This is a genomic window from Shouchella patagoniensis, assembly GCF_002019705.1.
GTDB lineage: Bacteria > Bacillota > Bacilli > Bacillales > Bacillaceae_D > Shouchella > Shouchella patagoniensis.
The window spans coordinates 4,080,973-4,102,439 of record NZ_KV917377.1; the positions used below are offsets into that span (position 1 = coordinate 4,080,973).

26 protein-coding genes and 1 pseudogene are annotated in these 21,467 nt (G+C 40.5%); 19 read left to right on the plus strand and 8 right to left on the minus strand.

Annotated features, from left to right (window positions below):
- Positions 1 to 17: 17 nt before the first annotated feature.
- Positions 18 to 1,163: an MFS transporter gene (locus BK584_RS21045; RefSeq protein WP_078394406.1), complete on the minus strand. Its 1,146-nt coding sequence runs from the start codon at positions 1,161 to 1,163 to the stop codon at positions 18 to 20.
- On the minus strand, positions 1,160 to 1,549 hold the full coding sequence (locus BK584_RS21050; RefSeq protein ID WP_169871439.1) for a MerR family transcriptional regulator: 390 nt from the start codon (positions 1,547 to 1,549) through the stop codon (positions 1,160 to 1,162). Before BK584_RS21050 ends, BK584_RS21045 begins: the two co-directional genes overlap by 4 nt.
- Positions 1,550 to 1,920: 371 nt before the next feature.
- Here BK584_RS21050 and BK584_RS21055 point away from each other — a divergent pair, with 371 nt between their 5' ends.
- From BK584_RS21055 to BK584_RS25155, 8 genes are all read left to right on the plus strand, one after another.
- A complete protein-coding gene (locus tag BK584_RS21055) occupies positions 1,921 to 2,259 on the plus strand; it encodes a VOC family protein (protein ID WP_078394408.1) in 339 nt (112 codons plus the stop codon).
- Positions 2,260 to 2,350: 91 nt separating this feature from the next.
- Positions 2,351 to 3,238, plus strand: coding sequence for a helix-turn-helix transcriptional regulator (locus BK584_RS21060; RefSeq protein WP_078394409.1), 888 nt, complete (start codon positions 2,351 to 2,353; stop codon positions 3,236 to 3,238).
- Positions 3,239 to 3,394: 156 nt separating this feature from the next.
- The gene (locus BK584_RS21065; RefSeq protein ID WP_245808926.1) at positions 3,395 to 3,943 is read left to right on the plus strand and encodes a Rossmann-fold NAD(P)-binding domain-containing protein; all 549 of its coding nucleotides are present in this window, start codon (positions 3,395 to 3,397) and stop codon (positions 3,941 to 3,943) included.
- 158 nt (positions 3,944 to 4,101) lie between these two features.
- Complete coding sequence (locus BK584_RS21070) at positions 4,102 to 5,073, plus strand: ATP-binding cassette domain-containing protein (protein WP_078394410.1); 972 nt, start codon at positions 4,102 to 4,104, stop codon at positions 5,071 to 5,073.
- Positions 5,070 to 5,909: an ABC transporter permease gene (locus BK584_RS21075; RefSeq protein ID WP_078394411.1), complete on the plus strand. Its 840-nt coding sequence runs from the start codon at positions 5,070 to 5,072 to the stop codon at positions 5,907 to 5,909. Before BK584_RS21070 ends, BK584_RS21075 begins: the two co-directional genes overlap by 4 nt.
- A 252-nt stretch (positions 5,910 to 6,161) precedes the next feature.
- Positions 6,162 to 6,386: a hypothetical protein gene (locus BK584_RS21080; protein ID WP_078394412.1), complete on the plus strand. Its 225-nt coding sequence runs from the start codon at positions 6,162 to 6,164 to the stop codon at positions 6,384 to 6,386.
- Between the two features lie 97 nt (positions 6,387 to 6,483).
- Entirely contained in the window at positions 6,484 to 7,797 is a 1,314-nt protein-coding gene (locus BK584_RS21085) for an acyl-CoA thioester hydrolase/BAAT C-terminal domain-containing protein (protein WP_078394413.1), read from the plus strand.
- Positions 7,798 to 7,803: 6 nt separating this feature from the next.
- A complete protein-coding gene (locus tag BK584_RS25155) occupies positions 7,804 to 8,049 on the plus strand; it encodes a zeta toxin family protein (protein WP_245808927.1) in 246 nt (81 codons plus the stop codon).
- 413 nt (positions 8,050 to 8,462) lie between these two features.
- Here BK584_RS25155 and BK584_RS21095 read toward each other — a convergent pair whose 3' ends face one another.
- Together BK584_RS21095 and BK584_RS25785 are read right to left on the minus strand one after the other, a co-directional pair.
- The gene (locus BK584_RS21095; protein ID WP_078394414.1) at positions 8,463 to 8,792 is read right to left on the minus strand and encodes a hypothetical protein; all 330 of its coding nucleotides are present in this window, start codon (positions 8,790 to 8,792) and stop codon (positions 8,463 to 8,465) included.
- A gap of 554 nt (positions 8,793 to 9,346) precedes the next feature.
- Positions 9,347 to 9,699 (minus strand): annotated as a pseudogene (locus tag BK584_RS25785) (YesL family protein).
- Between the two features lie 321 nt (positions 9,700 to 10,020).
- On the opposite strand from BK584_RS25785, the gene BK584_RS21105 reads away from it, so the two are divergent.
- The 4 genes from BK584_RS21105 to BK584_RS21115 all read left to right on the plus strand — a co-directional run bounded on the left by BK584_RS21105 (position 10,021) and on the right by BK584_RS21115 (position 11,939).
- Positions 10,021 to 10,356 carry a family 43 glycosylhydrolase gene (locus BK584_RS21105; RefSeq protein ID WP_169871441.1) on the plus strand — a complete coding sequence of 112 codons (336 nt, stop codon included), beginning with the start codon at positions 10,021 to 10,023 and terminating at the stop codon, positions 10,354 to 10,356.
- Positions 10,357 to 10,427: 71 nt separating this feature from the next.
- Positions 10,428 to 10,643, plus strand: a complete 216-nt coding sequence (locus BK584_RS25730; protein ID WP_245808929.1) for an ABC transporter permease family protein — start codon at positions 10,428 to 10,430, stop codon at positions 10,641 to 10,643.
- Complete coding sequence (locus BK584_RS25735) at positions 10,636 to 10,887, plus strand: ABC transporter permease subunit (protein WP_245808930.1); 252 nt, start codon at positions 10,636 to 10,638, stop codon at positions 10,885 to 10,887. The genes BK584_RS25730 and BK584_RS25735 overlap by 8 nt, the downstream gene beginning before the upstream one ends.
- Before the next feature lie 107 nt (positions 10,888 to 10,994).
- Positions 10,995 to 11,939, plus strand: coding sequence for a glycoside hydrolase family 43 protein (locus BK584_RS21115; protein WP_078394417.1), 945 nt, complete (start codon positions 10,995 to 10,997; stop codon positions 11,937 to 11,939).
- 50 nt (positions 11,940 to 11,989) lie between these two features.
- Here the strand turns inward: BK584_RS21115 and BK584_RS21120 are convergent, their stop codons facing one another.
- Positions 11,990 to 12,904: an ArsR/SmtB family transcription factor gene (locus tag BK584_RS21120; protein ID WP_078394418.1), complete on the minus strand. Its 915-nt coding sequence runs from the start codon at positions 12,902 to 12,904 to the stop codon at positions 11,990 to 11,992.
- 247 nt (positions 12,905 to 13,151) lie between these two features.
- On the opposite strand from BK584_RS21120, the gene abnB reads away from it, so the two are divergent.
- Entirely contained in the window at positions 13,152 to 14,618 is a 1,467-nt protein-coding gene (gene abnB / locus BK584_RS21125) for an arabinan endo-1,5-alpha-L-arabinosidase AbnB (RefSeq protein WP_078394419.1), read from the plus strand.
- 242 nt (positions 14,619 to 14,860) lie between these two features.
- Here the strand turns inward: abnB and BK584_RS21130 are convergent, their stop codons facing one another.
- Entirely contained in the window at positions 14,861 to 15,355 is a 495-nt protein-coding gene (locus BK584_RS21130) for a ferritin (protein ID WP_078394420.1), read from the minus strand.
- A gap of 28 nt (positions 15,356 to 15,383) precedes the next feature.
- On the minus strand, positions 15,384 to 17,108 hold the full coding sequence (locus BK584_RS21135) for an ABC transporter ATP-binding protein (RefSeq protein ID WP_078394421.1): 1,725 nt from the start codon (positions 17,106 to 17,108) through the stop codon (positions 15,384 to 15,386).
- Positions 17,109 to 17,283: 175 nt separating this feature from the next.
- Here BK584_RS21135 and BK584_RS21140 point away from each other — a divergent pair, with 175 nt between their 5' ends.
- The 3 genes from BK584_RS21140 to BK584_RS24805 all read left to right on the plus strand — a co-directional run bounded on the left by BK584_RS21140 (position 17,284) and on the right by BK584_RS24805 (position 18,694).
- Positions 17,284 to 18,180 carry a DUF2268 domain-containing putative Zn-dependent protease gene (locus tag BK584_RS21140; RefSeq protein ID WP_078394422.1) on the plus strand — a complete coding sequence of 299 codons (897 nt, stop codon included), beginning with the start codon at positions 17,284 to 17,286 and terminating at the stop codon, positions 18,178 to 18,180.
- A 108-nt stretch (positions 18,181 to 18,288) separates the two neighbouring features.
- Positions 18,289 to 18,477 (plus strand): hypothetical protein, encoded by a 189-nt coding sequence (locus BK584_RS21145; protein ID WP_245808931.1) that lies wholly within the window; start codon positions 18,289 to 18,291, stop codon positions 18,475 to 18,477.
- 22 nt (positions 18,478 to 18,499) lie between these two features.
- Positions 18,500 to 18,694: a hypothetical protein gene (locus tag BK584_RS24805; protein WP_078394424.1), complete on the plus strand. Its 195-nt coding sequence runs from the start codon at positions 18,500 to 18,502 to the stop codon at positions 18,692 to 18,694.
- An 89-nt stretch (positions 18,695 to 18,783) separates the two neighbouring features.
- Here the strand turns inward: BK584_RS24805 and BK584_RS21155 are convergent, their stop codons facing one another.
- Positions 18,784 to 19,425 (minus strand): LysE family translocator, encoded by a 642-nt coding sequence (locus BK584_RS21155; RefSeq protein ID WP_078394425.1) that lies wholly within the window; start codon positions 19,423 to 19,425, stop codon positions 18,784 to 18,786.
- A gap of 124 nt (positions 19,426 to 19,549) precedes the next feature.
- On the opposite strand from BK584_RS21155, the gene BK584_RS21160 reads away from it, so the two are divergent.
- From BK584_RS21160 to BK584_RS21170, 3 genes are all read left to right on the plus strand, one after another.
- Complete coding sequence (locus BK584_RS21160) at positions 19,550 to 20,482, plus strand: HD domain-containing protein (RefSeq protein WP_078394426.1); 933 nt, start codon at positions 19,550 to 19,552, stop codon at positions 20,480 to 20,482.
- A 194-nt stretch (positions 20,483 to 20,676) separates the two neighbouring features.
- Entirely contained in the window at positions 20,677 to 20,883 is a 207-nt protein-coding gene (locus tag BK584_RS21165) for a hypothetical protein (RefSeq protein ID WP_078394427.1), read from the plus strand.
- A gap of 1 nt (position 20,884) precedes the next feature.
- A complete protein-coding gene (locus tag BK584_RS21170) occupies positions 20,885 to 21,328 on the plus strand; it encodes a GNAT family N-acetyltransferase (protein ID WP_078394428.1) in 444 nt (147 codons plus the stop codon).
- The last annotated feature ends 139 nt before the right edge of the window (positions 21,329 to 21,467 follow it).

Consider the following 21,467-nt stretch of genomic DNA (forward strand, 5'->3'; position numbering starts at 1 on the left):
GGTTTTTAAACTAGAAATCATCCTTTATTAGCAACGTATCGAAAGAGAACAAATGCAATGAGTAATACTCCTCCACTAGCAATCCCTAAAAAAGAGATTGATGTGAGGCTAATGACGGCACCGCCTAGAAGAGCTCCTAATCCAATACCTGTATATAAGGCAGAAGCGCTAAAAGAAAGGACCATTGCTGCTTGTTTTGGATTCAATGAGATAAGAAAAGAGTTGATGGCAGGGTTCATGCCGAACCCAGGAATACCCCACAATAATGCAACGATGATTGTTAGTATAGTCGACGTAGACGGGTTTGAAATGAGCGTAATAAATGAGAAGGAGCTAAGTAATACGCAAAATGCGAGCAAGGAAAACGCCAATGTCTTACGAGCACCAACTAGGTCAGTAAAAATCCCTCCTAACAAATTTCCAGCGAAAGCCCCGATGCCTATTAACAGTAAAAAGAGGCTAATTGATTGAATTCCAGTAGCTGATGTAATAAGTGGGGCGATGTATGTGTACGTCATAAAACCACCTGTTGTTGCGATAATGCTTACGCATAGTGTAAGAGCTATTGATTTAGTAAAGCTTGATAATCTCTCTTTGATCGAAGAAGCTACCTCGCCTTTTAGATTAGGCATAAACAATAAAATGGCACATGCAACCAAAAGGGAAATAGTAGCTACAAATGCAAACGAGTAGCGCCAATGGAATGTAGTGCCGATCCAAGTACCGACTGGTGCTCCTAGGATCAGTCCGATTGTAAGGCCAGCTGTAATAAACGAGAGTGCTTTACCATTAGAAGATGGTTTTGATAGCTGAGTGGAGGCGGCCATAGCAAGCGGTGTGAAAAGTGCTGCAGATATGGCAGCGGTGATGCGTGTTACAAAAAGCCATTCAAATGAGGAAACAACTGCTGATAGGGCGTTGCTCACTGTGAAAAGAAGCATAGAAAAAACCAAAAGCTTCTTGATATCGAATCGATAAGCAATTGTTCCCCAAATGGGCGCTCCTATGGCATAAGCGAGTGCAAATGCCGTAACTAACTGACCAGTTGCGGCAATCGAGACATTCATTTCAGCTGCAATTTCTGGTAATAGGCCAGCTATAACAAAATCGTCAGTGCCGATAATGAACGTCCCGAACACTAAAATAAGTAGGCGCACATTCATTGCTCTTCCTCGTTCTTTTGCTTCGCATGCACCTTTTTCCAGAATGAAATAAGTTCAATTAAATGAGACTCAGACTGTTTTAATTGCTTGATTTGTTGCTGCGTTTGCTGAAGTTTCTCTTCGTATAAAGTGAGTGCTGTCGCTGAACATTCGACTGAACCATCAACAGGCTGTAAAGAGCCACAGTGTATAATTGGTTCAATTTCTTCCGTATTGAGACCTAAATCTAAAAATAATTGAATAGCCTTTACTCGATTAATATCAGTTTTTTCAAATAGTCGATAACCGTTGTCAAGACGTTGTGGGCGAATGAGATTCTTTTGTTCATAATAACGGATTGAACGAATACTAACACCTGTTTCGGTAGCTAATTCACTAATTTTCATTGTCCTCCCCCTCTCTTTTTTTACTATAAAGTATGACATAATGTCAGAGTAAAGAGGAATAATCGGAAAAAATAATTGTTGCGTGCAACGTAACGTCACCTGCTAATCTTAAAAAGAGATAGAAAAAAGTGAAGAGAAAAGAAGGAGTATCTATTACAATGATTATAACTGTATTTAGTTAGATTGCTTCATGCATGAAAGATGAACAATTTAATGTTGTGCTTTGTCCTATATTCAAGAAAAACATTAATGTTTATGTACAACCTTTTAATGTGAAAAGCCTGCCTTTATCTTCACCAAATTGATTTGACTTTAGCAATTGCATGAGAGTCGTACAATGGGAAAAGAGTTAAGAGAAAGAGGTGAAGAAGTTGAAGGTAAATCACTTAAACTTAACGGTTGATGATGTAGTGGCTGCGCGTGCTTTTTTGGAAACTTATTTTCGACTTAAATGTATTGGGAGTAGGGGCGACGGGTTTGCTGCTTTAATGGATGAGAATGGATTGGTTCTAACGTTGATGAAAGGGAAAAATGTCCATTACCCGCAAACATTCCATATTGGGTTTATGCAAGAAAATGAATCAAAGGTGGATGAATTAAATCTTCGATTGAAACAAGATGGGTTTAAAGTTGATCCGCCGCAACATGCGCATGGGTATACATTTTATGTGAATGCGCCAGGTGGGTTTGTAGTTGAAGTTCTTTGTTAATCATTTAAGTATAAATAAACCCTGACACACTAGATGTCAGGATTACTGCGCTATGCTTTAGAAAGTCGAGAGGGAAGGAAGTTAGGTTCATATGAAATTAGCGCGGTTACTTGGCATTACGATGGAGCTGTTGACGAAAAGAAGAGTAACTGCCACTGATTTAGCAGCCCGTTTTGAAGTGTCGATACGAACGATTTATCGTGATATTGAATTGATTAATCAGGCAGGTGTTCCAGTCGCCTCATTTTCTGGTGCAGACGGTGGTTTTGAATTGATGAATGGCTTCTTCTTAACAAAACAAACGTTCTCTCTCGACGATCTCCTGCTTATTTATTCTTTATTAAAAGGGGTGGACACGGCATTTGGTAGTGGACTTGCGAATAAGTTGAGTGCACTGCAACCAGCGCTTCAGAGCGAGGAATTACAGAAAAAAGTGGTTATGGAACTCGGGGGATATGATGAAGAGAGAGGTGTCATAAGGAATGTATTGCAAGCCGTTCAACAGAAGAAGCGAGTCGAATTCTCTTATACTGACGCTCTAAATTATGAATCACACCGAAAAGTGGAGCCGTTGCATTTGTTATGGGAAAAGGGTGTTTGGTATGTGGAGTGCTATTGTTTAAAGCGGTCATCGGCGCGCATCTTTCGTGTGTCGAGAATGAGAAACCTCCAAGTACTTGAGGAAACTTTTGTTTCGAACCCAGTGACGCCCAAAAGTGCAAGCGAGGAAAACGAAGAAATTCATACTCTGTTACGGTTTAACACATCTGTAAAACAGAGGGTTTCGGAACAGTTCAAAGAAGCATGGTTTCAGAACGGAGAGAATATCACTGTAAACACGGTATTCTACACATGGAGTTATGCGATCTCGGTCGTGCTTAGTTATGGCGCAATGGTCGAAGTTGTTTATCCAAAGGAATTACGAGAAAAAGTAATGCGGGAGGTAGTGGCGGTTCAACAAATGTATAAAAAGGGGTGAGGTAAGTGAGAATTGTCGTTGCAGGAGCAACAGGAACTGTTGGAAGGCATGTCGTTAATTAGCTAGTCAAAAAGAGTGTAAACGTCCGAGCGCTTTCACGCAACCCGGATAAAGCGAACTTGCCAAATGCGGTTGAAGTGGTGAAAGGTGATTTAAATGATCCTGATACGAATCGGGCTCTTTGATCATGCGGAGGGGCTCTTCTTATTGAGTTCAAGTGATGAGTATAATCCCGATTTAAAGACTGACCCAGGTATAATCAAACTAGCTGAAGAGGCTGGCATCAAACATGTGGCTGTGTTGGTTGGTTATAAAGAAGGGGAGATTGAACATAAACTAAAAGCGAGCAAAATGCAATGGACGCTGCTAAAGCCTGGTGAATTTATGGCGAATGCACTTGTTGATTGGCAAGATTCAATTCAAAACGATGGGACTGTCCACAAGCCGTTTGGAGATGCGCGGAGCAGCAGGATCCATGAGGGGGATATCGCCGCTGTTGCTGTCACAGCATTAATGGAAGGTGGGCATCATGGCAAGAGCTATCTGTTGACTGGTAAGGAGGTATTGTCGCGCAGAGAAGCGGTTCAAACCATTGGTGTTGTTTTGGGCAGATCGATTGCTTTTAATGAGATGACTGAGCCAGAAGCAAGGTTGAATTGGGCAGCACAAGAATATGAAGAAGAGGATATTGATTCTTTGTTTTGATGGGGAAAAATCCGCCTAAAGAAGGAAGTGTGATTCTTCCTACAGTGGAGCAAATAACTGGTCGTCCCCCATCGATCATTTGCTCATTGGGAAGTGGAACACAAATCAAAATTTCAAAAAATGTCTTAAATAGAATTTGCATAATAGGGAGGTTCGGTATGAACGAGAAAGCGATTGAAGCAAAAGGGCTTGTGAAAATTTTTGGAGATCATCGAGCAGTTGATGGTGTTGATTTATCAATAGAAAAAGGAACCGTTTATGGCTTCCTAGGACCAAATGGTGCTGGAAAAACAACAACGATTCGGATGCTTGCGACGCTATTAAAGCCAGATGGTGGCGAGGCAAAAATCTTTGGCCACGACCTCAGTAAAGAAATGGATGCAGTACGTAGCCGCATTAGTTTAACTGGACAATATGCTTCAATTGATGAGGACTTAACTGGGATTGAAAACTTAACGATGATTGGCAGGCTTATGGGTTATAAACGAAAACAAGCAAAAGCTCGGGCCGAAGAGTTGCTCCATGCGTTTAACTTAGAAGAAGCGGCAAAAAAGCAAGTGAAAAATTATTCTGGCGGGATGAGACGACGAATTGATATAGCGGCTAGCATCGTCGTGACGCCTGAACTGCTTTTTCTCGACGAACCCACAACAGGACTTGATCCGCGTAGTCGTAACCAAGTATGGGACATTGTTAGAACGCTTGTGAACGCAGGAACAACAGTGCTGCTTACCACTCAATACTTAGAAGAGGCTGATCAGCTAGCAGACCGAATTGCTGTCATTAACCATGGGAAAATTATTGCGGAAGGCACAAGTAGTGAATTAAAAGCATCAGTTGGGACAAATACATTGCATATTACGTTACAAGATGAAAGTGCTCGTGAAAAAGCGCTTCAAGTTTTGGAGGAAAGTGGACATATCGCGATCCATCCGGCAAAAGACGCTGCTTCCTTAATCGCACAAATAACGGATCCAACACTTGCTGCGGCGGCGCTTGGAAAATTGGCTGATGAACAGATTGCGGTTCGCACATTTGCGCTTGGACAGCCGAGCTTAGATGAAGTCTTTTTGACCCTTACAGGAGAAGAAGTCGTAAATGCAGAACAGAATGGAGAGAGAAGCGAATGAGTGAAGCGATTGAACGTGAGAAACCAGATCGGAACAACCAATTAGCAGAAGCGATTGCTAAAAGTGAGCGCCCTCCTCGTCCGAGCCCGCTTGCGGCAACAATGGCATTTGCCACACGGACGCTGCTTCGAATTAAACATATTCCAGAGCAGATGTTTGATGTGACTGTTTTTCCAATCATTTTTTTGCTAATGTTTACGTATTTATTTGGTGGAGCGATTTCTGGTTCAACGGGTGAATATTTGCAGTTTTTGTTGCCTGGTATCCTCGTTATGACCGTTGCACAAATTACGATGTACACGGGCCTTGATTTGAATAATGATATTCGAAAAGGCATCTTTGACCGTTTTCGGACCTTGCCAATCTGGCTACCTTCTGCACTCGTCGGATCACTTCTTGTTGATACGGTTCGATACACAATGGCCTCGACGATTATGATTATTCTTGGTCTTATTCTTGGCTTCCGCCCTGAAGGTGGTTTTCTAGGTGTAGTTGCGGCAGTCGGGTTAATCTTGCTATTCTGCTTTAGCCTTTCTTGGATATGGACAACGCTTGGTCTCATTATGAGATCAGATAAATCATTAATGATGGTCAGTATGATGGTATTATTTCCACTTACGTTTGTCAGTAATGTGTTTGTAAATCCAGAAACGCTTCCCTCATTTCTAGAAGCCTTTGTAGATATCAATCCCATTTCTCTGTTGGTGAATGCGGTTCGCGGATTGATGCATGGGTCTGTTACAGCAGGCGACATTGGTTGGGTATTCTTTGTATCAGCAATCATAACGATTATCTTTGCTCCGCTTACGATGTATTTGTACAGGAATAAGAAATAAAGATAGAGACACCTAGTGGATGACCGCTAGGTGTTTTGCGTTTTAATAGAGGAAAAAAGGTGAGAATAACGAATTTCTTATAAATAGAGTGAAAGAGATGAAAAGCACTTGGTTCATGGAAAAACAGTGTTCGTAGATTAGCTAGTAGGAGATGCAAACGATCGAGGTTGGTTTATAGAGTTAAGTGCACTTCTGAATTCTGGGATTTAACAATATTCAAATGAATGCTACACTAAATTTGAGGTGAGTGTAATGAAACATTTTCCAAGACATAAAGTATACTTGATTAGTGCTTCTCTTTATTTAGCCTTAGCGGCTATTCTGTCACAAATGCTAACGAATCCTCGTGCAGCAATCATTGTCTTTGGTGGTCTTGCTGTTCTTTATTTTGGTTTGGCGGTGTATTTATTGATCAAATCAAAACGGGAAAGTGGGTCAGAGCAAGAAAAAGAAAGGGATCGGCAGCGTGAACATTGATGTGAAACACTTGACGTTCGAATTGTATTAATAATCAATTTATAACGTTATGAGGCTAACAGTCTAGTCTAGATTGGACATTTGGAGGGGATTTCAAATGGAAGTGAAAGACAAAACAAAAGTAGTACTTCAGGTAACTCCGGAACGGGCTCTTACAGATGAACAAGTTGCTATTCAATTAACTGGCAGTGAGCCTGGGAGCATCATTACAATTATAGCCACGACGACCGATGACACTGGCCAGAAATTTGAATCACAAGCAACGTTTGAAGCAGACGAACTAGGTGAAGTGGATCTTGTGAAACAGAAGCCAATAGAAGGGACGTATGCGGAAGCTGATGCAATGGGTTTGTTTTGGTCAATGGAACCCGTTCAAAGAGTAAATACAGGTTTTACGAAACATTCAGCTGTACCACAGACCGTTTACTTAACTGCATATGAAGAACGTAAAGCTCTTGCACATGCAAAAGTAGAGCGCTGTTTTTATCTAGATGATGTGACATCAATAGAGGTGGATGTTCGAGAACTAGTGGGACAGCTGTATCTCCCAAAAACAAAAACAAATTGCCCTGGGGTTATCATCGTTGGTGGATCTGATGCGGCTGTACACGAACAAGCAGCGGCATTGCTTGCCTCAAATGGGTATGCAGCTCTTGCATTAGCTTATTATGCAGCGGAGGGATTACCAAAGGGAATTCAACGGATTCCATTAGAATATGTTGAAACGGCTTTACAATGGCTTGGAGAGCAAGACCAAGTTAATAAAGAAAAGCTTGGAATCGTGGGTTTTTCAAGAGGATCGGAATTGGCATTACTTGCTGGAACTGTATTTCCACAATTAAAAGCAATTATTGCTGTTGCTCCCAGTGCACTCATGTTTTCAGGTAATAAAAACTTACAAATGATCAATGAGCCTGCTTGGACGTACAAAGGGGTAGAACTGCCATACTTTCTGCCGAAATCCAGTCCAAGAGAGTTCTTTCGTTTTCTTGGGAACTGGCTTACAGCGAAACCAATATCAAATTTGTCAGGTGCATATGCGGCATTAAATGACAAAGAGAAAGTAAATCAAACAATTATTCCTGTTGAAAAAATACAGGGCAAAATGATGTTTATTTGTGGAGAAGATGATCAGCTTCAACCAGCCATCCATTTCTCAAAGATGTTAACAGATCGGTTGCGCGAACATGGGGATCAAAGAGAACCTTGCTTTGTAAGCTACAAAGACGCGGGTCATTTTTCTGCTTTTCCAGCAGCCCTGCCCTATTTGCCAACAACACGATCGATCACAAATCGAGGAAAAATGACAATGACCTTTGGTGGTACAGCAAAGGGGAGCGCAAAGGCGGCAGAACATTCGTTTCGAGAAGTTTTGCTGTTTCTTAAAAAGACGTTTGAAAGTGAGTCTTAATGAGAAATGAAGAATAAATCAAGGAATAATCAAAAGAAGAAACCACTCGTTATTGCAATTGCGGCGGTTTCTGGAGGGGGGAAAACGCCCATCGCCAAAAAGCTTACTGATCGTTTAACAGAGGCCATAGTACTCCATTTTGATGAGTATAAAACAGAGGGGCCAAGTGACTTTGGTAAAAGGGACAAAACAAGGCCGATTATAATGAGTGGGACATCACGTCATTTATACGCGACGTTAAAAGAGTTGTAGAAAAAGGAGATTCCCATTATCTCATTCTAGATTATCCATTCTCCTACTTGAACAACCAGTTGAAAAACGAAATCGATTTGTCGGTTTATATCGATACGCCGATTGATATTGCAATGGCAAGGCGTTTTATAAGGGAGGGAGGGGCTTCCGCAACAGAGTGTGAGCTCTATTTAAACGAGGGGAGAGCCGCTTATCAATTCATGCATAAACATGTGGAATGTGATGCTGATTTTTGCGTAGATGGTAAGCTTCCTGTGGATGTTATCGTATGTAAGCTTCTCACATTTATTTCTTATGTTTAAGCTCACTCAACAAATTAAGTAGAACCTCGTTTTGCTTCATTATTTTCCGATTTTGTTTCTTAAGTTCACTAATGTATGATAAACAAATGATTAATAAGATACATATAATGATTAGAAAGAACATATTAACCCTCCTGCAAGTGGGACTTCATGCAATCCCAAATAATAAAGGATTGGAAGGGTTTTGACAATACGCTTGCTACATCGGCAAATATCCTTTTGATAAGTAAATATAGATGATGACGGGAATGAAACTAAAGATGAGGAAAAGGTGGCACGGCACCAACACAAAAACCGTTTCTGTGCTTTGGCCGCAAGGATCAATCCGATAAAACCAAATGGAATAGATAACATGCCAACAGGTGCTTGAACATCAAATAGAAGATAAGGCACCCAAGAAGCGATACCAGCAAATAAAAAGAAAAGTGACAAGATATACAATTCATCACCTCCGTTATAAGTAGAGGGTTAATTGTACCATTCTAAAAATAGTGCCGTCTTTATAAGTGGAGAGTCTGAATACCCTTGTCCATAACCCTGTTAATTAGACATTATAAAAGAGTATGATGTGATGGCCTTTTCTCGAAATGCAATCGGGGGGAGGTCATTTGATTTGTTCTAGTCCTGTTCAAGACAGAGGAAACTGTGCAAATTCAAGCCGCGACGGATAAAGTTGCTTTAATCAATACCTCTGTTTCGTTATTCTTCGACAGGGGTGTTGTGTCTCTGGGAGATTTTTTCGTACATGTTTAATGAAACCAAGTGCGTGTAGGCAGCAAGGGCGCTGACAGAGAAAAAGGGTATGGTACCTGGATAAGATAGAAGCAAGTAAAAGATGATTAGAGAGCCGAAAAGTAATAAGGCCGTTCTGCCTAAGTGAGAAACACCAACAGACAAGGCGATTTTTAGGTGACTCCAAATACTTGCTTCATAGTGTACAAAGACTGGAATGATGTGGACAAGTATGACGAGATAGAGTGCAATAAACACTACGATTAGCATGAGTAGAACAGTGCTAAACCAGTGCTGTATGGCAACAAGTAAGTAGAAATCGATATAAGAAGAATTGCGCCTATTACGACGATTATGAGACCAAGGAGATTTGCTTTTAAAAAATCCCCTTTGTATATTTGCCAAAAAGTAGGGAGGATTTTTAAGTCACGATCTCCTTGAAACCATTTTCGAACAATCGCATAAAGCGCTGTGGTACTGGCGAGATACCAAAAATGATTAGTCCCATGAACGTGAATGCAATCCAAAGCAGGTTGATGTACGCAAATACCATCATCCAACCAAGCCCGTTAAGTAATTTTTCAGCCCCTCCAACAGTTGGATCGATTGTTGACATCCTCTTTCATATGAAAATGATTTAACAGTTTTTAAATATCATTAAAATATAAATATTAATGATAAACAAAAATATTATCAATGTTATAAGATGACTAATTAATAAGTTCAATCATTATTTAGCGGGATTTTCTAATTGTTATAAATGAAAAATCCTTTATAAATCAATATATATAAATTTATTAGAAAAATTTAAATATAATTTGACAGCTAATTAATCAATACATATAATAAATGTTAACTTATTAATGTATTTATTATTAATGTTAAGGAGGGAAATCTATGAAACCTATGTCATCTCCTCATTATTCCGTGTATGAGTATGGGCGGGCTATGTACATCGCTTAAAGGGGAATGGAAGGATGAAGGAGAGGTTTTTAAGACCTCATATGAAAGCGTTAACAATGCAATTGATCCTCATATTGCTTTGAGCAAGGAGAGTATTCCTTATCTGGTCTATGGATCTTTCTTTGATGGGATCTATATGAGCGAGATTGACCAAAAGTCAGGTAAGTTAAAATCTTATGGTTGTGGGAAATGTATCGCTTGTCGGGAATTTGAATCGAAGGAAGGGGCTGTGGAAGGAGCGTTTATTCTATTCAACCGTCAACAAGATATGTATTACTTGTTTGTCTCTTATCCATCTTGGCTTTATTAACAGCTTGACGATAGCTGCGCCTGTTATTGTGTTTGGTTCTTACAAGCCTAGCAGCATTTGTGTTTGAGAAAATGAAATTCCGGTTTAAACAAGGCATCTTTTTAGCGTTGCTTGCGACGATGATGATTCCATTCCCCGTGATTATGATTCCACAGTTCCTTGTGTTCTCACAAATTGGTTGGATTGATACATTGTTGCCCCTTATTGTGCCGGCTATGCTTGGGAATGTGTTTATGCTTTTCTTTTTTACGGCAATATTTGAATGGCGTTTCCGACGCATTGATTGAAGCAGCAACCATTGATGGAAGTAGTATGTTTGGAACGTATTGGCGCATTATTTTGCCAATTATCAAACCTGCTATTGCTGCCCAAGTTATCTTATGGTTTATGGGTGTGTGGAATGATTATTTGGGACCTCTCATTTATGTTTTCTCTCAACATAAAATGCCGATTCAGCTAATGATTGCTAATTTTAATGCGTATTACGCCATTCAAAATGATTTTCTCTTAATATGGCGGCATCGGTTGTAGCCATGTTGCCGATGATTATTGTTTTCGTCATCTTTCAGCGGCAAATTATTGAATCCGTTGCTATTACGGGGATAAAAGGTTAATTAATGAAAAGGAGTGAAAGAGAAATGAATTCGCTATATAAAAATCCAATTGTGGAACAACGGGCTGATCCTTGGGTCTACAAGCATACAGACGGCTACTACTACTTCACTGGATCAGTTCCGGAATATGACAGAATTGAACTAAGGCGTGCAAAAACAATCAACGGGTTATGCAATGGAGAAGCGAAGGACATTTGGCATAAGCATGAAGAGGGTCCGATGAGCAAGTTCATTTGGGCACCAGAACTTCATTTTATTGGTGGGAAATGGTACATCTATTTTGCAGCAGCGGAAACAGCGGAAGCGCGAAATCGGATGTTTGTGCTTGAAACAGATGCGGATAACCCGCTTGAAGGTAGCTGGACGGAAAAGGGACGCATTGAAACGAAGTGGGATTCATTTGCTTTAGATGCCACTACATTTGCTCATCGTGGCATCCGTTATTTAGTCTGGGCCCAAAAAGATCCAGATATAGCTGGGAACACAAATTTGTACATTGCAAAAATGAAAAATCCATGGACGCTCGAAAGTCAGCAAGTGATGCTTACAAAACCAGAACATTCCTGGGAAACAGAAGGATATCTTGTCAATGAAGGACCAGCTGTTATTATCCGCCATGGGCGTGTTTTTATTGCATACTCTGCTAGCGCCACTGACCACCGTTATTGTATGGGGCTTTTATACGCAAACGAGAATGCTAATTTGCTTGATGCTAGAAGCTGGAATAAAAGAGAGTCCCCCGTATTTGCAACAAATGAAGAGACGAGACAGTATGGACCTGGACATAACAGCTTTACTGTATCAGAGGACGGTAGTTCTGACGTGTTAATTTATCATGCGCGACCATATAAAGAAATTAAAGGAGATCCACTTGATGATCCAAATCGCCACGCCAGAGCCCAACTGCTCGATTGGCAAAACGGATGGCCGAAATTCGGCGTGCCTGTCGCTGATGGAAAGTCGGTCTAGAACAGAACAGCAAAAAACGAGAAATAGGCCTCTCTTTTGCTGATGCTGTTTTAGATTTGGTCTGTGGAGTGAAACAAACGAAAAAGAATATCCTGGTTGTAATTGCCGAAGTTGGAACCAAATATCGTTACGCCGCCAACATTTTTTGCGTGCTCTGGAACAGAAATACGGAAAACCCATTGTTTCGAACGGATATCAACGTCTGTAATCGTCATTGACGACAGCTTTACTCCGTTCATAAAAGTGCCTTCTTCAGTAATGCGCAGAAACTTAAGCAACCCGTATTGGTTTACAACATTCGGCCACCAATTCGGCGTGAATTTTCCCGGGCTGTCACCGTAATCGCCAGGGCTCGTCCAAGTCCCAAGCTCGATTTGGTTCAAATGGAATGTAATATCCGAAGGCCAATTATTGTTCGTAAAGGGAGCTTCAGAAGATAGTTCCATAGAAATTTCCAGCGTTTTTGGCATCTCATTTTTCATTAAGAAGTTTGGGATCTTGTATTCAATGAATCCTTTACTAAACCATAGAATCTTTGCATTCACGCGATCTGAATCAAGGAAAAAGCGTGGTTCATCGAACTCGCCAATAATATGCTCAGGTGTGGCAATTCCACAAGTTGGCTCCACTTCAAAATCAGTATAATGGCCAACTGATAACACAGTTTCATGATATTTGATCGGATTCTCTGTTTTCGGGGGGAACAAGATATTGATTTGTTCCACATCAAGCATGCACAGCTTTTGAGTGCCTGCTTTTCCAGGTACCATTTCTGTGCGGATGATTTTAGATTTTTCGAGTTTCTTAATATGCATAGTCATAATCGCGCTGCTTAAACCGACAGCCTCTGCAAGTTCTCGGACATTCATAGCACGGACGCTTAATTGTTGAATAATTGAAAGCCTAACTTTGCTGGCAAGTGCTTCGTAAACAGGTAGTGATTTGGTGGTAGTGTCTAATTGCATGATGTTCCTCCGATATCCTAGTATGAATCGTTATGCAATGTGTAGCATGGATGTTTGATTTCTTAATATTAACATTAACGTTTTAGATAGAAAAGCAAGGCTGCTTGATTCATTTTTATCTAAATCTTAACAAAGGCTTATTCTTGGTGAAGATAAGTACGTACAATTAAGGAAATCAAAACAAAAATGATTTAGGTTGAGTGAATGTATTGAATATTAAGGGCAAGAGGAAAGGGGAAATGATACCATGTTTACAACAAGGAATAAGGTGTGGTGGGGACTGGGTTCACTTTGTCTTGTATTGACAGTAGGGTTTGTTTTAGCTGGTGGTTGGGCAAATGGTAGTGATGGCGTAGAGCAGGAAGTGAGTTTTGGCGACGTCTCTGTCCATGATCCATCGGTTGTTAAAGATGGAGAAACCTATTACATTTTCGGGTCTCATCTTGCGTCAGCCAAATCTGATGATTTGATGCATTGGGAACAAGTCTCAACCCAAGTTAGTGATGACAACCCGTTGATTCCAAATGTGTATGAAGAGCTAGCCGAAGCATTTGAATGGGCGGAAACGGATACGCTTTGGGCGGCTGATGTCATTCAATTGGAGGATGGCAACTATTATATGTATTACAATGCTTGCAAGGGAGACTCGCCACGTTCAGTTATGGGCGTAGCAGTTGCTGACGATATTGAGGGTCCTTACCGTGATCTTGGTATTTTTCTGAAATCTGGTATGTGGGGAGAAGAGAGTGAGGATGGCACAATTTACGATGCACAGATCCATCCAAACGTAGTCGATCCACATGTTTTTTTTGACAAAGACGGTCTTCTTTGGATGGTGTATGGCTCCTATTCTGGTGGCATCTTTATTATGGAAATGAATCCCGAAACCGGAAAGCCTTTTCCAGGGCAAGGGTATGGCAAGCATTTGATGGGGGGGAATCATAGCCGCATTGAAGCTCCTTATATTTTGTATAGCCCAGAGACTGATTACTATTATTTGCATGTGACGTTTGGTGGGCTCGATGCCGTGGGCGGTTACAATATGCGTGTGGCGCGCTCAAAATCGCCAGAAGGACCTTACGTTGATGCTGAAGGCAATGAGATGGATCAGGTGAAATCAAACCCTGATTTGCCTTTGTTCGATGATGCTTCGATTGAGCCGTATGGGGTAAAACAAATGGGGAATTTCTTATTTCAAACAGAGCTTGATGAGGACAGCTATCCGGCAGGCTATGTTTCTCCAGGTCATAATTCCGTTTACTACGATGAGGAGAGCGGCAAATATCAGCTATTTTTCCATACACGCTTTCCTGATAGAGGAGAATTTCATCAGGTTCGAGTACATCAGATGTTCATGAATAGCGAAGGCTGGCCAGTTATTGCACCCCACCGTTATACAGGGGAAAAGACTGGGAATGTTTCGGACCAGGATGTTAGCGGAAATTATCGATTTATTAACCACGGAAAACAAATATCAGCTGAAATGAACGAATCAATTGAGATTTCTTTAGAACCGGATCAAAAGATTACTGGAGCGGTAGAAGGAAAGTGGAAACGAACTGGCGATCACCTAGCTGAACTTGAAATTAATGGAGATGTATACAATGGTGTTTTTCTTGAACAATGGGATGAAGCGACAGGGGAAAGCGTTATGGTGTTTACGGCTGTATCCGAGACTGGAGTTTCCGTTTGGGGAAGTAAAATAAGCCAATGAAAAAATGACTTTCAATCATTCATAAGCAGCATGAGGTTAAAGCTGCTTGGTCTCTCAATTCTAGAGGTGGTTTGCGCGTTTTTCATTGTTTGATACTAGGCTCTGGTATGTATGGTCTATTTATTACAAGCCATAGAAAAGCCCCCTTCTAGATAGACTGTTAAGAAACATCGTACCATGTTCTTAATTTTTCTTGTCTATCAGAAGGGGGACAATAGCTAACACTCTATGTCAGCTTTCGACTAACCTTCTTTTCTCTTACCGAGTTCCTGTTCATAAATATAGAGGGCATTTGAGTCATCTTTGATCCGTGTTAAATAATCAATATGTGTTTCAAACGTTGCTTCTTCTTCTACTTGTTCGTCGAGAAACCAGTTTAAGAAAGAGAGTGTTTGGTACTCGCGTTCTTCTTGGGCAATCCCGTAAACGTCGTAATAGCTTTTTGTCACTTCGCGTTCTTGAGCGAGTGCCGCTTCAAACGTTTCGACGAGGGAGCCAAATTTTGCTTCTGGTGCTTTAATCGCTTCGAATACAGCTTGTTTGCCTTTGTCGTTTAAGTATTCGTATACTTTCATGCCGTGAACGCGTTCTTCTTCTGCTTGCATAAGGAAAAAGTCAGCAAATCCATTGTAGCTCGTATGGTGGCAATATGCCGCCATCGCCATATAATCATGTGCTGCTTGGAATTCAATGTTCATTTGACGATTTAATGCGGTAACCATTTTTTCTGATAACATCTTTCATCATCCTTCCTACTACTGATTGTTATGCATATTGAAGACCAAACTGACGTGAGTGCATCCGACTATATAACCCACCTTGAGCGAGGAGCTCGTCATGAGGGCCTTCTTCTTCAACCCCATTTTCTGTTAAGACCAAGATTCGGTCCGCATCTTGGATTGTCGCCAAGCGGTGGGCAATCACAATCGTGGTTCTTCCTTTAGACAGACGTGATAACGCTTCTTGGATCGCCGCTTCGGTTTGTGTATCAAGTGCTGAAGTTGCTTCATCCAACACAAGAATTGGTGGGTTTTTCAAAAACATCCGGGCAATGGAGAGGCGCTGCTTTTGACCACCAGACAATTTCACACCACGTTCACCGATCAATGTGTCCATTCCATCTGGTAATAAGCGGATAAAGTCTTCCATTTGCGCTTTTTTTGCAGCATCTTGAATGTCTTCATCTGAAGCATCGAGTCTTCCATAAGCTATGTTTTCACGGATTGTTCCATCAAATAAAAACACATCTTGCTGGACGATGCCAATTTGGTTACGCAGTGATGCTAATGTGTATTCCCTAATATCCGTTCCGTCAATCTTAATTCCTCCAGAAGTCACATCATAAAAGCGGGGGAGGAGACTTGCAATGGTTGTTTTTCCTGCACCAGATGGACCAACAAAGGCAATTGTTTCTCCTGGTTTAATAGAGAAACTAGCTTCGTTTAATACGGTTTTGCTTCCTTTGTAGGCAAACGATACATTGTCATAAACAATCTCACCGCGCAAATTAGTTGCTTCAATGGGATTGTCTTTTTCTTTTTGTTCAGGCTCTTGATCAAGTACATCAAGAAAACGTTTAAATCCAGCAATGCCTTTTGGATACATTTCAATGACAGCATTTAGTTTTTGAATCGGTCCAATCATAATGTTAGCAAATAGGACGAAGGCGATAAACTCGCCGTACGTTAGCTGACCGTTTATCACAAACCATGTTCCGGCGACAAGGACAAACAAAAGCAAGAATTTCATCATAATTTGGCTGACTGTGATGTGAGCCGCCATAATTTTATAAGATTTTAACTTTGTTACGCGAAATTCTTTGTTTTCTTTTGCGAAGCGCTCAAGCTCAAAATCTTCATTCGCAAATGCTTTTGTGACACGGATTCCTGTAACGCCGTTCTCAACTCGCGCATTGAAATTAGCAATGGCTCCGAACATATACGACATCGCACTTGCCATCTTTTTCCCAAAATAAACCGTTAACAACAAGATAAACGGTACGAGCACAAATGTTAGCAATGCGAGTTGCCAGTTCAAGGACAACATTATCGCAAATGCGCCTGTGAGCGTCATTAACGAAATAGCGAGTTCTTCCGGTCCGTGGTGGGCAACTTCACCAATGTCCATTAAATCATTTGTTAGACGAGAGATAAGGTGTCCCGTTTTCGTATCATCATAAAATTGAACCGATTGTTTCTGCAGGTGCTCATAGAGCTGCTTTCTCATATCGGTTTCAATATTAATGCCAAGCTTATGGCCCCAGTAGGTAACAACATAATGGAAGCCGCCGTTCATGAAATACAGAACTAACAGGCCGATTCCACCCCACGCAATCGTTTGCCATTCTCCCATTGGCAATAATTCGTCAACAACGAGATTAACGGCCAAAGGAAATGCGAGCTCAAGTAGCGCTGCAAGTATGCCGCAAATGAGAGTTAAGGCAAATAAACGCTTATAAGGTATGTAATATTGCATGAATCGTTTTAGCATGTGGACCTCCTTTTCTTACATAAGTGATAATCATTATCAATTAATGATACGATGGATCGCCTATTTGTGCAAGAGAGATTGCAAATGTTTTCAAAACAAATTAAGAGAAGGGGATTGACCTTTACGTTACGTAAACCACTATTGTGTCAATTAAGGACAAAAAGGAGTGAGAGAAATGAAATATGAGGTTGTTGATACGTTTAGGCAATATGAAGAATTACTAGCAATAAAGAATGTAGAAAAGCGAGCAGAATACTTCCGCTACACGATGATGAAACCATTTGAAGAGATGTGGGAAGCGATTCATGTACCGCTCAAAGCCAAGCAAGAAAGTGGCTATGACGTATTAATTGCTAGCAAAATGTTAGGGTTCGCTGATGTTACAGATTCAAAAACGATAAAACAGTCTCTTGCAACATTAAAACAGAATCAGACGCTAGAAATAGCCGCAATGGCATTAAAGACAAATATGAAACAAGCTATGAAACATGGATTAGTGGTTCAGGCAGAGGAAGTGAAGCTGGGGCTTTTTATCGCTGATCGAGAAAAACTTTCATTGCAAAAGGGGTATGTGGGATTTGGGGGCATACCAGGCTTCATCCAATTAATGGTTTATCCAACCTCTTATAATTTGCCGAAGATACCGGCGCTCATTGCCCATGAGTTTCATCATAATTTGCGTTTTTCCTATATGGAATGGAATCACGGGAATGTCACAGTCGGCGACTACTTGGTGATTGAGGGATTGGCTGAATCGTATGCAAAGGAACTGTTTGGCGAAAAACAAATGGGACCATGGGTCACGACTATGGATGCGGATGATTTGGATTACTCGATTGCTGTCATTGCTGAAGCGCTTGACGTAAGAGGTTTTGCGGAAGTAAGCAGTTATATGTTTGGCGATGAGATCGCAAGAAAGGAAGGATACAAACCGGTAGGACTTTCGTTTGGCGCGGGTTATGCAGTTGGTTATAAAGTGGTGCAAGCCTTTATGGAAAAAACAAATAAGACGATTTTCGAGGCAACATTGTTATCAAGTGAAGAGATTATTGAAGAATCTGGTGTTTTTTGATCCATTGATTTTTTGGAATTTTATAAGGAAATGAGCTGCCTTTTTCAGCCGTTCACGTATTTTACACAGCAGTATGTTACTATTAAGAAAAAAATGTAAATAAAGGAGGTGTGTCGTTTGTCCACAGAACTAATCTTAACTATGCTGTCTATGGCTATATGGAGTGCACTATCCCTAGAAATGATAAAAAGAAAAGATAAAGAGGGCATTGGAAGAAAAGGATTTACTTTAATGTATGCTGGTTGTCTATCAACTTTAATTCTAACCTTCTCACTTTATCAAAACCTCCAGTTTTAACGATAAAGAAAGGGTGATACGTATGAAAGAAACATCACTTTCAACGATTTTGCAGTATGGCTTAATTAATGCCATACTGATTGTAATTATTACTCTTATTACGTTCAATATTTTTAATAGTCAGGTTAGCCTTTTCGCCATAACTATTTTGGGGATAATGGCTTTTTTCTTGTTTGTTACAACAGCTCTTGTCTATAAAAATTTAAATGAAACGTAAATTATAAAAGGTCGTCTGTCCATTCTAACGTTAAAAAAGCTTGTCAAGGGTCTCGTTTTTACGAGGATTTGTCGACAAGCTAAAGCATATTATTTCGATTCTGAAGGATTATTGAATAAGATGTTTAGTCCAAACGCTAATAATGCCAGCCCTGTAATTTTATCAATCGTTCCTTGAACTCGTGGTGATAACAACCATTTTCGAACGTATGCCAAGAGATAAACAAGGGTTGTGTACCAACTAATTGTAAATAAGGCATAAATGGTTCCCATAATAATAAATTGAAGGCTTGCATGGTAGCCCGGCATAACGAATTGTGGAAGAAAGGTTAGAAAAAACAAGGCAACTTTAGGGTTTAAGATGTTTGATATTAGTCCTTGTTTGTAAGCTGAACCGTTCTTTTCTTTATTCATTACTTCAGTTGGATTTGTTAAGTCTTTTTTTGTCGTTTTTTTCTTTTTAATGAAGGAAGATAAACCAAGATAAATTAAATAGAGCGCACCAAGATATCGAATAATTTCAAAAGCGAGAGCGGACTGCATCAAGATCATCGATAATCCAACGGCAGCTGTTAATGTATGCAATAGTGCACCCGTTGTTAACCCCAAAACCATTTTTAACCCATCTAATTTCCCGTGAGCAATGGTTCTTCGTGTTATTAAAGCAAAGTCAACTCCAGGTACGAGTACGACAAATAATGATAATATAAGAAACGTTATGATTTCGCTCATCTACAGTTCCTCCGATTAAAGAATAATTTATACTAACGCACCCTATAGGAACAGTCAATATTTTTATATGTTTCTTAATGCTGCCCTCGCGGAGTGACAAAAATCTAAAGTAGAAAAGAGGACTATGATTCATCTTCATGAACCGCTTTACGAAGAAGTTATACCACTTGAATGGGAAAGACAGTTATTTCAAACAAGCTATGTAAAACGACTAAAACATCTTGCACATTTTGGAGCAGGTTCCTTTGTTTCATCAGTGACACATTCACGTTATGAACATACGATTGGTGTGTGGAAATTGGTTGTTCGTTTCTTCCCGCAAGATGATCTTCTTCGGGCAGCCGCAATCTTGCATGATATTGGGCATCTGCCCTTTTCACACGCAGTTGAACGAACGCTTGGCTACGATCATCACCTGCTAACAAATACGTACATAAATAGTGACGAAGTGGATGCAGTTTTACAGACGGCTAAGTTATCTGCCAGTGAAGTATGTACGGTCTTAAATAAAGAAACGGCTTTGACAGGTACGAGCCAAGTGCTTGGCTTAGATCATTTGGATAGTTTTTTACGTGATACATACATGGCAGGAACGCTTCGAGTACATCCAAAAGAAATAGTAGACAAGCTAACGTGTTCGCACGCTGGAATTGAATCGGATGAAGCAACTGCTACACAGCTGTTAGAAATCATTGAGGCAAACAACCGTCTCATTCACTCACCTTTGCTTCGAGCCGTTGACTTCTTATTAGCGCAAGCTGTTGATCTTCATTGGCAGGAAACAAGGGATGGTTTTTCTTTTTTAATGGATGCAGAAGTGACGGCGCAGATGATACACTCTCCAAATAAAGAGGTCCGAAGGCTGATTCAAATTCTACTTTTTGAACCCCATCGAATCGTGATAGAGAGTGGACCAGGGGATCGGATTAGAAAAGGGAAAGTATACAGCAAACAGCCGCTTGTTAATGGTACCCCTTATAGTAAAACAGAAAAGGGGAAGGCGTTTGAACGCCACATACAAGCACTAGTCAAAGAATATGATGTTCGTTTTGTTTGATTGGAAGCGTCGTTCTTTGGGACCGACGCTTTAGACCGTATGGACTTACATAGTACCTTTCCGTTACTATGCATCTCCGATTGATAGGTAGAGGATGATTAATCGTGTGAATATAAGAAATGATCGATTCGTAATTATCTGATATAATAAACGAGTAATTACGTTAAAGGAGTAACGCGTGAAGTGATCTTTGTTTGTTCCGTTTTCTACAAGCGAATGCAGGTAAAGGCACCGGCACAAAACGATTTGAAGAAAAGGCACCACGTTTAGAACCGAGGCTCATAAATGGGCGGGCATTGAATCAAGGGCATAAGCAAACGTTCATTGGTTGGTGGCAGAAACGATGTCGTCGAATATGCGATCGCAAAGCTACGTTAAATTCTTCAAATGAGGGGGACTAAAATGGAGATTAAGCAAGCAACAATACTAAATGCGGAGGAAATTGCACCTCTGTTTGATGCGTATCGGCAATTTTATAAACAGCCAAGTGATTTAACAGGAGCAAATAAGTACATCCAAACAAGGCTTTCTCGGCAAGACTCTGTCATCTTTTTTGCGTGTGAAGACAAGGCCTGTGTTGGTTTCGTTCAACTGTATCCAACGTTTTCATCTATTGGTATGGGCAAGGCACTTATTTTAAATGATTTGTATGTTGAACCAGCGCACCGGAAAAAAGGAGTCGGCGAAAATCTGCTCCAAGCAGCCAAGGACTATGCCGCTCGGGATGGAGCGAAAAGCTTGAGCTTAAGTACAGCAATTGATAACAAAGCTGCCCAGACGCTATACGAGCGAAATGGTTACGAGAAGGATGAACAGTTTCTTCATTATGAATTAAAGATGCATTAAATGAAAAAAAGAAGCGCTTCCTTAATTAGGAAAGCGCTTAAAAAGATTTTTCATATAAATGAAGTGTATGCTAGGTGTAAATGGTCTGGTCGCAGCCTAGTGAATAGCACAAAAATGAAAAAAGAGCTGCCTGCCCGGA